Below are 13347 nucleotides of genomic sequence, written 5' to 3' on the forward strand. Positions count from 1 at the left end.
CGACCCGGTCATCCGGAAGTATCCGAGGAGATCAAGCAACAAGGGCGAAAGCCCGGGAGAATCAGGGCAGTTGAGTGGTCTCGTCGGACCCGGAGGCGTGCCCGGAACAACATCTGTCCCCTTCGGCGGAGGGCGCCGGCTATCTGGTGGAACTCTCCAACGTCGTACGCCAGACCTCCGTCGGCCCCCGGGGACCCCGACGTCACCGTCTACCTCGTCGCCGGCACCAGTCTGCTGGGCGGGCACCGGGAGTTCGGCGACCCGGCCGAGATCCGCCGACTGCGCACGTCGGACGCCTGCCCGGACCGGAGGGCATCGCCCTGCACAGCCTGCTGCCCCCGGAGGTCGCCGCGCAGGTCAGCCGTCGGCGCGGGGCGGTCTCCGCGCGGGGCGGGACGGTCCTTGTTCGCGACGTCAGCACGTACGGGACGCGGACGCGCAGAGCCGGTCGTAGAGGCGTGCCCGGCTCCGGGGAGAGGCTGCCGCCGGGTGCCGACCGGTCCTTCCGGCCCGGCGACGAGGTCGAACTCCCCTCCGGTGTCGTCCTCACCCGCAGCGGCCGGCGTTTCCCCGCCGAACTCGCGGACGCGTGGCGCACGGAGGCCGGCGGGATCGCCGTACCGCCGACTGCGGCGGCGCCTACGCGACGGGCCTGACCGCGAAAGGGAGTTGGCGGTGCGCATACCCGACCGCACCGCCAACTCCCCTTCCGTCAGCCGATGATGCGGTGCGTCGTCCAGAACGACGTCAGGTCCGTGGTCGTCACGGCCTGGGCCGCCGCCTTGAACTCGGCCGTGGTCGAGACGCCGTACCAGTGCGAAGTGGCGTAGTCCTTCAGGAGTTTGGCCATCACCGTGTCACCGAGGGTGCGGCGCAGGTCGTGCAGGGCGCACTTGCCGTAGCCGTAGACGACGGTGGAGTAGCGGGACGAGTGGGCGTCCCAGTACGCCATCGAGTTGGTGATGTTCTCCGCGGAGGAGGCCCAGGAGACGTTGTTCCAGCAGTTGGTGCCGGTCAGTCCCTGCGCGAGGTCGGTGGCGTAGTCGGTGAACGCCTCGTCCAGCCAGGGGCTGTTGTACTCGTCGTCGCCGACGATGCCGTAGAACCACTGGTGGCCGATCTCATGGGTGAGTGCCGTGGTGCTGACCAGGTCGAGGACGAAGCCGGGGTACTCCATGCCGCCGAACCAGAAGTTGTTGTCGATGACGGCGTCCAACTCGCCGTACGGGTAGGCGCCGAAGCGTCCGGCGTGGGCGTCGACCGCCGACTTGGCCGTGGTGAGCATCGACTGGGCGTTGGACGAACTGATGCCCGTGACCGAGTAGATGTTGATCGGGGTGCCCGCGGTCGACGTACCGGAGATCTTGGTGAACGGGCCCGCCGCCCACGCGAAGTCGCGGACCTTGGACGCGGTGGCCGTGGTGATCGTACGGCCGCTGGAGCCGGCGGTGTCGACCGAGGTGCCGGTGGCCGGGACCAGCAGGGTGGTCGGGTGGTCCAGGGTCACCTTGAAGTCGGCGGCCAGGGAGTAGAAGGACTCGCCGTTGTTCGTGTACGGGTCCAGGTGCCAGCCCGAGCCGTCCTTGATCGCGAGGACGGGCAGCGCGTTGCCGATCATGCTGAACGCGCCGTCGTAGCCGAACCGGTCGGCGCCGCTCGGGACGGTGATCCCCAAGTCGAAGCCGATGGTGGTGGATTGACCCTGTGCGAGCGGGGTCGGCAGCGCGATCTGGAGGGCCGTGCAGGCGACCGAGAGGGCGCCCGCGGTGCCGCCGGTGACATTGGTGACCGTGATCGGCGGCGCGGAGCAGGTGCCGTGGTAGTTGTCCCACAGCCGCAGGTACACCTCGGTGAGCGGGGTCGCCGAGGCGTTGGTGAAGGTCGTGCTCTCGTGGCCGGTCCAGACGGTACCGGCGGTGTTGCTGCTCAGACTCACGGTGTACGCCGGGGCGGCCGGTGTGCGCGTCGAGTCGGCCGGCGGGGCCGTGTCGCCGGAGGTGTTGAGGGCGATGTCGTCGAGGACGAAGCTGGTCTGGAGGCTGGAGTCCTCGACGCCGGAGAAGGCGAGACTCACGGTCTGGCCGGCGAACGACGACACGTCGAACGACTTCTGGACGTAGCCGGTGGCCTTGTTCAGGTTCGAGTACGTCGCGAGAGTCGTGCTGCCGATCTTCGCCGTGAGCTTGTCGTACGCGGTGGACGAGGTCGTCTCGGCGGTGTCGATGTGCAGCCAGAAGGTGAGGGTGGCGCTGCTGCAGCCGGACGGGATCGTCACGCTCTGGGAGAGCGTGTCGGTGTGCGTGCCGCCGGTGCCGTCCAGCCAGGCGAAGCTGGTGCCGCCGTGGGCACTCTGGCCGGTACGGCTGGTGATGACACTGGTCGAGGACTGGGTCCAGGACGAGGTGCCGCTCTCGAAGTCGCCGCCCGTGACCACCTGCGCCGGGGTGCAGGCGGCGGCCAGGGGAGCCGCGGACGGTGCCGCGGCGGCCGGGGTGACGGGGAGCGAGAGGGCGGCCAGCGCGGCGACGGCGAAGACGCCGGCGGCGAGGGCGGACGGGACTTTCGCGACAGGCCCTGGGGCCTTGTGGGGGGTCGATCTCACACGGAACTCCTTCTACGGCGGCCGGGATCCCGGCCTGCTCGGTGGCCGCCCGGCCGGACTGGGTGTGCCGGTGGGCGGTCGCGGGGTGCGCGTTGCGGTTGCGTGATCGCGGGGGAAGCTTCGCAGATTTGACCGGGGCATGCCATAAAAAGAAGGAAGTGTGCGCATGAAGTGGGGGAAGGTGCGAACGGCGGGCGGAGGGGAGACGTGTGCACGCCCGCGTTGACCGGGCCATGCCTGGAATTGGCCTCGGCTTGGCCGAATGTACGCCTTCGATTGCTTCCATCGAACGATGGACCACATCACGTTCCTCGTGGCGGTCGTGATCGTCACGGCCCTGGCCTTCGACTTCACCAACGGATTCCACGACACCGCCAACGCGATGGCGACGTCCATCGCCACCGGGGCGCTGAAGCCCAGAACGGCGGTTCTGATCAGTGGTGCCCTCAACCTCGTCGGCGCCTTCCTGTCCACGGAAGTGGCCAAGACGATCTCCGGCGGCATCGTCGACGACACCCTCGTGACTCCCGGGATGATCTTCGCGGGGCTCGTCGGAGCGATCCTCTGGAATCTCCTGACCTGGTTGCTGGGACTGCCGTCCAGTTCCTCGCACGCCCTGTTCGGTGGCCTGATCGGCGCCGTGTGGGTCGGCGCGGGCTCGGGCGGGGTCCACTTCGACAAGGTCGTGGCGAAGATCCTGATCCCCGCGGTGGCCTCCCCGCTCGTGGCCGGAATCGCCGCTCTCCTCGCCACCTACCTCGCGTACAGGATCACCGCCCGCGCCCGCAAGGACTCGGTCACCAGGGGCTTCCGGCTCGGCCAGATCGCCTCCGCCTCGCTGGTCTCCCTCGCGCACGGCACGAACGACGCCCAGAAGACGATGGGCGTCATCACCCTGACCCTGATCTCCGTGGGCGCGCTCGGCCACGACGCCGGTCCGCCGGTGTGGGTCATCACCGCGGCGGGACTCGCGATCGGCCTCGGCACCTACATCGGCGGCTGGCGCATCATCCGCACGATGGGCAAGGGCCTCACCGACATCCAGTCCCCGCAGGGCTTCGCGGCCGAGGCCGCCTCCACGACCGTCATCCTCACCTCCGCGCACCTGGGCTTCGCGCTCTCCACCACCCAGGTCTGCTCCGGCGGCATCCTCGGCGCGGGACTGGGCAGGCGCCTGGCCGAGGTGCGCTGGGGCACCGCCGGCCGCATGGTCATCGCCTGGCTGGTCACCCTGCCGGCCGCCGCCCTGGTCGGCGGCCTGTCCGCGACCGTCGTCAAGCACGGCGGAAACCTCGGTACGGCCCTGATCGCCCTGATCGCCGCCGCCGTGGCCGGATTCATCGTGATCGCCTCGCGTCGCAACCCCGTGCACGCGGAGAACGTCAACGAGACCCACGAGGTCACCCTCCGCGGCGGGGCGTCCACCGACGTCCGTACGGCCGCCTGAGTCAAGGGAGTTGAGGAATGAGTCTGGACTGGAACGCCCTCGGCGAGGTCGCCGCGGTGAGCGTCGGAGTGACCGTCGGTGTGGTCGTCGTCTTCGCGCTGGGCGTGCTCGGCGTCGCCCAGGTCGAGACCGCCCGCGAACGGGACGGCGGCACGCATGCGCTCGGCATCGCGCAGGCGGGCTTGTGCTTTCTCGCCTGTGCGGCTGTCGTGGCATACGGCATATATCTCATCGTGCCGCAGTTCCACTGAACGCCGCTCATGCCACTGATGCCACCACTGATCAACCGAACACCATCGAGAAGGAGGCCGGGATGACTGAGCTGTTGTCGGGGCTGCGCGTCGACTACACGGACCAGGACGACCCGGTGCTGATCCGGCCCGACGGCAGCCCGGTGGACACCTGGCGGGAGAACTACCCGTACGAACAGCGCATGGAGCGCAAGGAGTACGACTGGCACAAGCGGCTCCAGCAGATAGAACTGCTGATGCTGCAACGCTGGGTCAAGGAGACCGGCCGCCGTCTCGTCATCGTCTGCGAGGGGCGCGACGCGGCCGGCAAGGGCGGCACGATCAAACGGTTCACCGAGCACCTGAACCCGCGCGGCGCCCGCGTGGTGGCGCTGGAGAAGCCGAGCGAGCGCGAGAGCGGGCAGTGGTACTTCCAGCGGTACGTCCAGCACCTGCCGACCGCCGGCGAGATCGTGCTGTTCGACCGGTCCTGGTACAACCGGGCGGGCGTGGAGCGCGTGATGGGCTTCTGCTCGGACGACGAGTACCGCCGTTTCATGCGCCAGGCCCCGCTGTTCGAGCGGATGCTGGCGGACGACGGCATCGACCTGATCAAGTTCTGGTTCTCCGTCTCACAAGGTGAACAGCGCACCCGTTTCACGATCCGCCAGGTGGATCCCGTACGGCAGTGGAAGCTCAGCGCGATGGACCTGGAGTCCCTGGACCGCTGGGACGACTACACGGCCGCCAAGGTCGCCATGTTCCGGGAGACCGACACCGAGCAGGCGCCCTGGACCGTGGTGAAGAGCAACGACAAGAAGCGGGCCCGCGTCGAGGCCATGCGCAGCGTGCTGGCCCGCTTCGACTACGCCGACAAGGACGAGGAGGTCGTCGGCAGCCCCGATCCACGCGTCGTCGGCGCGGCGGCCACGCTGCTGGAGGCGGGGGAGGACGACACGGCGGCGGTATTTTAGGGGGGCCTCAGCACCCCGTAAGGGGCGCGGGGAACTGCGCGACAAGCCACGACGGCGCGATAGCAAAAGAACGACGGCACATCGCGGCACCTCTGGCGGAGCGCCTAGTCGCCGTCGCGCGGCACCAGTGTCACCCGGTGGAAATTGCAGCCGGTCGCGGGCGGGTTCCCGGACGGGGGCCCGCCCGCGTGTGCCTTGAGGGCGACGCTGACCAGGCTCAGCAGCAGGTCGACGTCCGTCTCGCAGTCCAGGTGGACGGTCACCCAGCGGGAGCCCGGGATGATCCGGATCGCGGTCGACTCGCTGAGGTCGTGGTGGAACCGCAGGATGGCCCCGACCGTGAGATGCAGGTCCACATCGTGGTCCGAGTGGAAATGCACGATCTCGCTGTGGGCGGACCGCAGTGCCCGCCCCGTGCCACAACTCGCCGGGACCGCGCTGAGGTCGCGCCAGCCTTCCAGTCGCTGCATGGCTCTCTCGGCCAGGGTCATGTGCCCATGGTGTACTGCTCACCGCTTCGCAACCAGAGGTTGAGCGATTTGTAACCGGGGCGTGAGGTACCGCACACCTGAGGACCGTCCGGTGTGCGGTACCCGCCGCTGGTCAACTCCCGTCGGCCACAAGCTTTTCGTAGCCCACCAGTCGTACACAGGTGGCCACCCCGTCGATGATCTCCTCGATCTCCGAGAGGTCCGGGAAGGAGGGGGCGATCCGGATCGTACGGTCCCTGGGGTCGTCGCCGTACGGGTGCGTGGCGCCCGCCGGCGTCAGGGCGAGACCCGCGTCGGCCGCGCGGCGCACCACCTCGCGGGCGCAGCCGTCGGGGACGTCGAGGGTGATGAAGTAGCCGCCCCGGGGCGTGGACCAGGTGGCGAGACCGGTGTCGCCGAGCCGGTCGGCGAGGATGCGCAGCACCGTGTCGAACTTGGGCTCCAACAGCTCACGGTGCCTGCGCATATGGGCGCGCACCCCGTCGGGATCGCGCAGGAACATCGCGTGCCGCAGCTGGTTGACCTTGTCCGGGCCGATGGAGCGCTTCGCGCTGTAGCCGCGCAGCCAGGCCACGTTGGCCGGGGACGAACCGAAGAACGCCACGCCCGCACCGCCCAGCGTGATCTTCGAGGTGGACCCGAAGACGAAGACCCGGTCCGGGTGCCCGCTGTCGGCGCAGGCGGCCAGGATGTCGGCGATCTCCACCTCCTCGTCCGTGAGGTGGTGCACGGCGTAGGCGTTGTCCCAGAAGATCCGGAAGTCGGGCGCGGCCGTCGGCATGGCGGCGAGTCGCCGTACGACCTCGTCGCTGTAGCAAGTCCCGTCCGGATTGCTGTACTTGGGCACGCACCAGATCCCCTTGACCGCCGGGTCCTCGGCGACCAGCCGCTCCACGACCGCCATGTCCGGGCCCTCGGCGGTCATCGGCACGGGGATCATCTCGATGCCGAACCGCTCGCACAGCGCGAAGTGCCGGTCGTACCCGGGGACCGGGCACAGGAACGCGACCCGCTCCTCGTCCGCCCAGCGGCGCGCCGCCCCGGGAAGCGTGCCGAGCAGCGCGTGCACCAGACAGTCGTGCATCAGCTCCAGGCTGGAGTTGCCCACGGCGAGCAGCTGCCCGGCCGGCACCTGGAGGAACCCGGCGAAGATCTCCCGGAGCTCCAACAGCCCTTCCGCGCCACCGTAGTTGCGGCAGTCCGTGCCGTCGGCGGAGGTGTAGCGGTCGCCGGGCAGCGAGAGCAGCGCGGCGGACAGGTCGAGCTGCCGCGCGGACGGCTTGCCCCGGGTCAGGTCGAGCGACAGTTTCTTCGCGAGGAGGGCTTCGTAGTCGCTCCGGGCCGCGTCGAGACGGGCCGGGAGGGAATCGGCGGTGTGGGCGGGTGAGGGAGGGGTCACGGAGGTCGACGCTACAAAGCCGGGAGTCACACCACAAACGCATCACCGCGGACGCCCCTTACACCTCCCGCCGTAGTACGGTGATCCGCCCGTGACCAGGCCACACAAGGTTGACGTCGGATTCCCGCCAGCCCCGGCCCGCCCGGTACCGGATGCTGGACGTATGCAGAACGGCATGCACACCGACACGGAGCGTTGCGTGCGCGCGGTCCAGTCCAAGGACGCGCGTTTCGACGGCTGGTTCTTCACGGCCGTCACGACCACCCGCATCTACTGCCGGCCCAGCTGCCCGGTCGTCCCGCCCAAGCCGGAGAACATGACGTTCTACCCGAGCGCGGCGGCCTGCCAGCAGGCGGGGTTCCGGGCCTGCAAGCGCTGCCGCCCCGACACCAGCCCCGGCTCCCCGGAGTGGAACCAGCGGGCCGACCTCGTCGCCCGCGCGATGCGCCTGATCGCCGACGGAACCGTGGACCGCGAGGGCGTCCCCGGCCTCGCCGCCCGCCTCGGCTACAGCACCCGGCAGATCGAACGCCAGCTCCTCGCCGAACTCGGCGCCGGCCCCCTCGCGCTGGCCCGTGCCCAACGTGCCCAGACGGCACGGCTGTTGATCGAGACGACCGCGCTCCCGATGGCGGAGATCGCCTTCGCCGCCGGCTTCTCCTCGATCCGCACCTTCAACGACACCGTGCGCGAGGTCTTCGCCCTGTCCCCGAGCGAGCTGCGCAACAGGCGCCCGAAGACAACCGTGTTGACCCCCGGCACGCTCACCCTCCGGCTGCCGTTCCGCGCGCCCCTCAACCCCGACAACCTCTTCGGCCACCTGGCGGCGACCGCCGTACCGGGCGTGGAGGAGTGGCGGGACGGCGCGTACCGCCGCACCCTCCGCCTCCCCTACGGCCACGGCATCGCGTCCCTCACCCCCAAGTCCGACCACATCGCCTGCCGCCTCACCCTCAGCGACCTGCGCGACCTGCCCGTGGCGATCAGCCGCTGCCGCCGCATGCTCGACCTGGACGCCGATCCGGTCGCGGTCGACGACCAGTTGCGCACGGATCCGGTACTGGCGCCGCTGGTGGACAAGGCCCCGGGCCGACGCGTCCCGCGCACGGTCGACGAGGCCGAGTTCGCCGTACGGGCAGTCCTCGGCCAACAGGTCTCCACGGCGGCGGCCCGCACCCACGCGGCCCGCCTGGTCACCGCGCACGGCGAACCGGTCGACGACCCCGAGGGCGGCCTGACCCATCTGTTCCCGTCCGCGGAGTCCCTCGCGGCGGTCAACCCGGAGTCACTGGCGATGCCGCACACCCGCCGCACGACCTTCGCCACCCTGGTCTCCCAACTGGCCGACGGAACCGTCCACTTGGGCGTGGAGAGCGACTGGGCGGAGACGCGAACGCAACTGTTGAACCTCCCCGGTTTCGGCCCCTGGACGGTCGACGTCATCGCCATGCGCGCCCTCGGCGACCCCGACGCCTTCCTCCCCACCGACCTCGGAATCCGCCGCGCAGCCCAGGAGTTGGGCCTCCCGTCGACCCCGGCCGCCCTCACCGCCCGCGCGGCGGCGTGGCGTCCGTGGCGGGCGTACGCGGTCCAGTACCTGTGGGCGACGGACAGCCGCCCGATCAACTTCCTTCCCGTGTAAGGGGATTGCGGACGACATGAAGCACCACACCGTGATCGACAGCCCGTACGGCCCGTTGACCCTGGTGGCCGACGAGGACGGCACCCTCTGCGGCCTCTACATGGTCGACCAGCGCCACCGCCCTCCGGAGGAGAACTTCGGTACCCGCGAAGACACCTCCTTCCTCGCCGCGATCGACCAGCTACAGGCGTATTTCGCGGGCAAGTTGAAGGAGTTCACCCTCGAACTGCGCCTGCACGGCACCCCGTTCCAACGCACGGTCTGGGACCAGCTCCGCCGCATCCCCTACGGCGAGACCCGCTCCTACGGCGACCTCGCCGACGCCCTCGGCAACCCGGGCGCCTCCCGAGCCGTAGGCCTCGCCAACGGCAAGAACCCCATCGGGATCATCGTCCCCTGCCACCGTGTCGTCGGCGCGAACGGCAGCCTCACGGGCTACGGCGGCGGCCTCGACCGCAAGCAGCGGCTGCTGGACTTCGAGAGCGGGGCGGCGCTTCTCTGAGCGCTCACCCGAAGGGCGCCGGACCAGCCAAAGTGCTTTGCGGACAAGGAAGTTGAAAGGAGTCGTTCGGCAGGTCCGTGTAGTGTCCTGTCGCGTGCTGGCTGAACAACGACACCAACTCATCCTGCGGGCCTTGAGAACCGGCGGCACTGTCACCGTGACGGATCTCGCCGGCCACCTGGACGCCAGTGCCGCGACAATCCGTCGTGACCTCCTCAAGCTGGAAGCGGACGGGCTGCTCACGCGGGTGCATGGCGGGGCGGTCGTAGAGGAGGCCCCCGCGCCGTTCACCGAGGCTGAGAAGGCCCAGGTGGACGCCAAGGACGCCATAGCCGTCGAAGCGGCCAGGATGATCGAGGACGGCCAGTCGATCATCCTGGACTCCGGCTCGACGGTCCACCGGCTCGCCAGTCGGTTGCACGGGCGCCGGATCACCGTGATCACCAACAACCTGGCGGTGTACGACGAACTCGTCCAGGACGAGCACGTCCAACTCATGCTGCTCGGCGGCATGGTCGTACGGGAGTCGCGCATGCTGGACGGCTTCATGGCGGAGGACAACCTTCGCCAGGTGCAAGCCGACTGGCTCTTCATGGGAGCCTGCGGGGTCCGTGCGGGTGCTCAGGTCATGGACACCACGGTCGCCGAAGTGCCGGCCAGGCGGGCCATGATCGCCGCCAGTGACAAGGTGGCGCTGCTCGTCGACGACACCAAGTTCCCCGGCACCGGCATGGTCAAGATCTGCGGTCCGGAGGACCTGGATGTCGTCGTGACCAACGCGGTGCCCGGCGCCGCGGCCTGGACGGCTTTCGAGGAAGCAGGCGTGGACGTGATCCGGGCGAATCCCGTCGATGCCGTCGGCGCCTAGCAGTCCTGCTCCTGACTCAGCCGGTGCAGCAGTTCGGGCAGAGCCGTCCCGATCGGCTCCCGTACGACCTCGTCGGCTCGCTCGTCGTACGGTGTCGGCTCGGCGTTGACGATGATCAGCCGTGCCCCGTGGTCGGCGGCGACTCCGGCGAGGCCGGCGGCGGGCTGGACCTGGAGGCTGCTGCCCACGGCGATGAACACCTGGCAGGCCTTGGTGATGGCGACGGCCTCGCCGAGGACGACGGGGTCGAGTCGCTCACCGAAGAAGACGGTCGCCGATTTCAGGATCCCGCCGCACTCCGGACACGGCGGATCCGCCTCGCCGGCCGCGACCCGGGCGAGGGCGTCCTGCATCGGTCCGTGCGCATGGCATCCGGTGCACCTGAACTCCCGGGCGGTGCCGTGCAGTTCGAGCAGTTTGCGGGCGGGCAGGCCGGCGAGCTGGTGCAGTCCGTCGACGTTCTGCGTGATGACCCGCACGGGTACGCCGGACTTCTCCAGCTCGACGATCGCCCGATGCGCGGTGTTCGGTTCGGCCTGGAGCGCGCGGTTGTCGCGGCGCATCTGCCACGAGCGGCGCCGGATCTCGGGGTCGCCCATGTAGTACTCGTACGTCACGAGTTTCTCGGCCTCGGGATCCCGCCGCCACAGCCCGTTGGGACCGCGGTAGTCGGGGATCCCGGAGTCGGTGGAGATGCCCGCGCCACTTAGGAGGGCGACGAGAGGCTTGTTCATGGGGCGAGGGTAGGTCGCCTGCGCCGATGGAGGCGAACGGATATCAAGGTGCGGTTGGGTCCCCGGCGCACTGCTTCAGCCGTATCCCGCTATGCCTCGCTGATCTCAGACCGACGTCCGTCGGCACCAGGTGCGCTCACTGCCGGGCGGGCGTACGGCGAAGAAGCTGACGGAACGTTCGGTTCGCAAGGCATCGATGGATGTAGCACAAAGGAGCATTCGGAATACTCGGGGCTTAGGCGCCCGTCACCCACCGGATCACTGCGATCACACCCAACAACACGGCCGGGCTCACCCACCACCACCGGAGGACGCGGCGTACAGGCGGCAGCAGCCACAACATCGCCGCCGCACCGGCTGCCCCGATGGTGAGAACGCAGGACAGAACGATGCCGGCGTACGCGTCGTTGTCCCAAGAGCCCAACGGGCGGATGGTCAGCGCCGTCCAGCAGAAGTACGCGGCGACAAGGGTGAGCAGGGTCATTGGTACCGCGAGGACCAGGCGGAGGCAGCCGCGGTCGTCGTTCGGAAGAGCGGGTTGAGTCATCAGCGCAGTGCGTTCCTTGCGTCGGCCAGGTTGTTCGTGAAGCCACGCCCGTAGGCTTGGGCATCGTCGGTCTGCCAGTACGGGCCCCCGTTGTAGCGCGCGGCGAGCTCCTGGTACTGGGCCGGGGTCATCTCCTCGGCCGGCACGTCGGCGAACTCGCTCTCGGCCTTGAGCTGGGCCAGGTACTCCGAGGCGACGAAGATGTTCTGAGCAGGGTCTTGGAGGGACTCCTCCACCATGCTGCGCTGCTGGTCGGTGAGGTGGTCGGGGTCGTAGCCGAGGACCTCGGCGCCGCGTCGCACCTGGATGGCGATGGGCCCCATGGACGTGTTGTCGGGATCGCCTCCGAGGCGCCAGGGGAGGCTCTCGGGGGCGATCGGGCTGAGCGGCGAGTCGGCCTGTTCGCGGATGGTGTCGGTGATGTCGTCCAGGACGCCGGGCTGTCCGCCGATCTCCTGCCAGGCGATACCGGCGACCATGTCCGGTGGGAGCCCCGAGTTCCGTGCCGCCGCGTTGATGATGTCCTTGTTCGCCGCGATCCAGTCGGTGCGTTCCTGGGCATTGGCGGGTGGGTTCCAGTAACTGTCCTTTGCTCCAGGAAGGTTGGCGATCTGGAGGCGGATGTCGCGCAGAGTCGGGGAGACGATGTCGCTCCCGGCGATGGGGGAGTAGTCCTGTTTGGGGCTGCTGCCGGGCAGATGCGTCAGCGAGTTTGCACGCGCTTCGGCCGCCTCGCGGCGCAGGTTCGTGATGGCCGAGACGATGTCGACCCGTTGGATGAAGCCCATGCGGAAGTCCGGCAGCAGGTCGTACGCCTGCTTGAGCTGGTGGACGCAAAGCTCACGTGCCTCCTGCTCCGTGGTCTTCGCCAGATGGAAATCGCCACCTGCGGCATCGTGCAGTCGGTTCGCGTCGTCGCGGATGTCGTCGACATCCATGGTGAGTTCGGCGAAGAAGTCCATGACGCCGGTGGTGGCCCGCATGTCCTCCCACTGACGCATCGGCTCCGCCTCCTGGGCTTCGCGGGTGATCGCCGTACCTTTGGTGTGGATCAGGTTCGCGAGGTTCTGCTCGTTCGCCCTGCCATGGGAGTAGTGCGCCTTGGCGACCTGCAGCGCGAAGGCGTAGTCGGTCAGGGCGCAGGCAGCCTTGTTGTAGCCCTCGGCGAGCTGCGTGAGTAGTTTGCGTGCCTCAGTGAGCCGGGCTTCGTAGTGCTGGCTGCCTTCGCTCTTCCACTGCGTGTGCTTCTCGGCCCGCTCTGCGGACGGATCGACCGCCACGAGCATGTCGTGCAGGCGCTTGAACTCGGCCGCGTTTCGCTCGACGAGGGGAGGGTTGCAGCCTTCCAGATAGTCGACGTCCCTGCGGTGACTGATACCGCCGTTCATCGTGCCTCCGGGGCGACGTACTGACCGTAGCGCAGGACGTCGTCGAGGAAGTGCTGCGCCGTGCCGTCGTCGGTCTTCACGAAGTCGCTGCCCGCTGTGCGCAGGCGAGTGGAGAGTGCTGCGAAGAGAGCGACCGCGTCCCGGTACTGGTCATCCGTGAACTCTGCGAACCGGGCCACCTGCGTGGCCACGTCCTCGTGAGCCCTGGGCTCACGGGCCATGGTGGTGAGTTCGGCATCCGGCCGGCCCTCCTGGAGGAGGCCTGCTATCTCGATCAGCAGGTTCGCGTTGCCGTTGATGGAGTCGGTCTTGGCCACCAGGGATCCTGCGGCCGGAGCCACGAAGCCGCCCCCATCCGCAGGCAGTTGGTCGATCTGCATGCCCGTCGCCCGGCGCGCCAGGGCATCGGCTTTCAGCTGGGCCCACTCCTCGTCGAAAGACAACTCCGTTCCCCCTCCAGCTCGTTGTCTCGAACAACCAGTCGATCATGCCATTGAGAGGGGCTTTGCCGAAACCTCGTTAC

At 69.0% G+C, this 13347-nt stretch carries 14 protein-coding genes; 7 read left to right on the forward strand and 7 right to left on the reverse strand.

What is annotated here, in order from left to right:
* Positions 1 to 458: 458 nt before the first annotated feature.
* On the forward strand, positions 459 to 656 hold the full coding sequence (locus tag ACIQBL_RS08980; protein ID WP_401938512.1) for a hypothetical protein: 198 nt from the start codon (positions 459 to 461) through the stop codon (positions 654 to 656).
* Between the two features lie 56 nt (positions 657 to 712).
* On the opposite strand, the gene ACIQBL_RS08985 is transcribed toward ACIQBL_RS08980, so the two are convergent.
* The gene (locus ACIQBL_RS08985; protein ID WP_401938515.1) at positions 713 to 2602 is read right to left on the reverse strand and encodes a M1 family aminopeptidase; all 1890 of its coding nucleotides are present in this window, start codon (positions 2600 to 2602) and stop codon (positions 713 to 715) included.
* 292 nt (positions 2603 to 2894) lie between these two features.
* Here ACIQBL_RS08985 and ACIQBL_RS08990 point away from each other — a divergent pair, with 292 nt between their 5' ends.
* The 3 genes from ACIQBL_RS08990 to ppk2 all read left to right on the forward strand — a co-directional run bounded on the left by ACIQBL_RS08990 (position 2895) and on the right by ppk2 (position 5253).
* Positions 2895 to 4049 carry an anion permease gene (locus tag ACIQBL_RS08990; RefSeq protein WP_401938518.1) on the forward strand — a complete coding sequence of 385 codons (1155 nt, stop codon included), beginning with the start codon at positions 2895 to 2897 and terminating at the stop codon, positions 4047 to 4049.
* A 17-nt stretch (positions 4050 to 4066) separates the two neighbouring features.
* On the forward strand, positions 4067 to 4300 hold the full coding sequence (locus ACIQBL_RS08995) for a hypothetical protein (RefSeq protein ID WP_401938520.1): 234 nt from the start codon (positions 4067 to 4069) through the stop codon (positions 4298 to 4300).
* A gap of 62 nt (positions 4301 to 4362) precedes the next feature.
* A complete protein-coding gene (gene ppk2, locus ACIQBL_RS09000; protein ID WP_401938523.1) occupies positions 4363 to 5253 on the forward strand; it encodes a polyphosphate kinase 2 in 891 nt (296 codons plus the stop codon).
* A 104-nt stretch (positions 5254 to 5357) separates the two neighbouring features.
* Here ppk2 and ACIQBL_RS09005 read toward each other — a convergent pair whose 3' ends face one another.
* Together ACIQBL_RS09005 and ACIQBL_RS09010 are read right to left on the reverse strand one after the other, a co-directional pair.
* Complete coding sequence (locus tag ACIQBL_RS09005; RefSeq protein ID WP_401938526.1) at positions 5358 to 5744, reverse strand: luciferase family protein; 387 nt, start codon at positions 5742 to 5744, stop codon at positions 5358 to 5360.
* 112 nt (positions 5745 to 5856) lie between these two features.
* The gene (locus ACIQBL_RS09010) at positions 5857 to 7143 is read right to left on the reverse strand and encodes an aminotransferase class I/II-fold pyridoxal phosphate-dependent enzyme (RefSeq protein WP_401938528.1); all 1287 of its coding nucleotides are present in this window, start codon (positions 7141 to 7143) and stop codon (positions 5857 to 5859) included.
* A gap of 175 nt (positions 7144 to 7318) precedes the next feature.
* Here ACIQBL_RS09010 and ACIQBL_RS09015 point away from each other — a divergent pair, with 175 nt between their 5' ends.
* The 3 genes from ACIQBL_RS09015 (at position 7319) to ACIQBL_RS09025 (ending at position 10155) form a co-directional block, all read left to right on the forward strand.
* On the forward strand, positions 7319 to 8785 hold the full coding sequence (locus ACIQBL_RS09015; RefSeq protein WP_401938531.1) for an AlkA N-terminal domain-containing protein: 1467 nt from the start codon (positions 7319 to 7321) through the stop codon (positions 8783 to 8785).
* A gap of 16 nt (positions 8786 to 8801) precedes the next feature.
* Positions 8802 to 9287 (forward strand): methylated-DNA--[protein]-cysteine S-methyltransferase, encoded by a 486-nt coding sequence (locus ACIQBL_RS09020; RefSeq protein WP_401938533.1) that lies wholly within the window; start codon positions 8802 to 8804, stop codon positions 9285 to 9287.
* Positions 9288 to 9381: 94 nt separating this feature from the next.
* Positions 9382 to 10155 (forward strand): DeoR/GlpR family DNA-binding transcription regulator, encoded by a 774-nt coding sequence (locus ACIQBL_RS09025; RefSeq protein WP_401938536.1) that lies wholly within the window; start codon positions 9382 to 9384, stop codon positions 10153 to 10155.
* Here ACIQBL_RS09025 and ACIQBL_RS09030 read toward each other — a convergent pair.
* The 4 genes from ACIQBL_RS09030 to ACIQBL_RS09045 all read right to left on the reverse strand — a co-directional run bounded on the left by ACIQBL_RS09030 (position 10152) and on the right by ACIQBL_RS09045 (position 13267).
* The gene (locus ACIQBL_RS09030) at positions 10152 to 10889 is read right to left on the reverse strand and encodes an SIR2 family NAD-dependent protein deacylase (protein ID WP_401938538.1); all 738 of its coding nucleotides are present in this window, start codon (positions 10887 to 10889) and stop codon (positions 10152 to 10154) included. The two genes, ACIQBL_RS09025 and ACIQBL_RS09030, sit on opposite strands and share 4 nt — an antisense overlap.
* A gap of 235 nt (positions 10890 to 11124) precedes the next feature.
* Complete coding sequence (locus tag ACIQBL_RS09035) at positions 11125 to 11373, reverse strand: hypothetical protein (RefSeq protein WP_401938540.1); 249 nt, start codon at positions 11371 to 11373, stop codon at positions 11125 to 11127.
* A 62-nt stretch (positions 11374 to 11435) separates the two neighbouring features.
* On the reverse strand, positions 11436 to 12824 hold the full coding sequence (locus tag ACIQBL_RS09040; protein WP_401938541.1) for a hypothetical protein: 1389 nt from the start codon (positions 12822 to 12824) through the stop codon (positions 11436 to 11438).
* On the reverse strand, positions 12821 to 13267 hold the full coding sequence (locus tag ACIQBL_RS09045; protein WP_401938544.1) for a hypothetical protein: 447 nt from the start codon (positions 13265 to 13267) through the stop codon (positions 12821 to 12823). Before ACIQBL_RS09045 ends, ACIQBL_RS09040 begins: the two co-directional genes overlap by 4 nt.
* Positions 13268 to 13347 lie beyond the last annotated feature (80 nt).

Source organism: Streptomyces sp. NPDC088350 (assembly GCF_044753545.1).
Taxonomy (GTDB): Bacteria; Actinomycetota; Actinomycetes; order Streptomycetales; family Streptomycetaceae; genus Streptomyces.

Bases quoted from the DNA above. Each gene is read 5' to 3' on its own strand.
- ACIQBL_RS08990 (WP_401938518.1), top strand. From the start codon at position 2,895: ATGGACCACATCACGTTCCTCGTGGCGGTCGTGATCGTCACGGCCCTG.
- ACIQBL_RS08995 (WP_401938520.1), top strand. From the start codon at position 4,067: ATGAGTCTGGACTGGAACGCCCTCGGCGAGGTCGCCGCGGTGAGCGTC.
- ppk2 (WP_401938523.1), top strand. From the start codon at position 4,363: ATGACTGAGCTGTTGTCGGGGCTGCGCGTCGACTACACGGACCAGGAC.
- ACIQBL_RS09005 (WP_401938526.1), bottom strand. From the start codon at position 5,744: ATGACCCTGGCCGAGAGAGCCATGCAGCGACTGGAAGGCTGGCGCGAC.
- ACIQBL_RS09015 (WP_401938531.1), top strand. From the start codon at position 7,319: ATGCACACCGACACGGAGCGTTGCGTGCGCGCGGTCCAGTCCAAGGAC.
- ACIQBL_RS09020 (WP_401938533.1), top strand. From the start codon at position 8,802: ATGAAGCACCACACCGTGATCGACAGCCCGTACGGCCCGTTGACCCTG.
- ACIQBL_RS09030 (WP_401938538.1), bottom strand. From the start codon at position 10,889: ATGAACAAGCCTCTCGTCGCCCTCCTAAGTGGCGCGGGCATCTCCACC.
- ACIQBL_RS09035 (WP_401938540.1), bottom strand. From the start codon at position 11,373: ATGACCCTGCTCACCCTTGTCGCCGCGTACTTCTGCTGGACGGCGCTG.
- ACIQBL_RS09040 (WP_401938541.1), bottom strand. From the start codon at position 12,824: ATGAACGGCGGTATCAGTCACCGCAGGGACGTCGACTATCTGGAAGGC.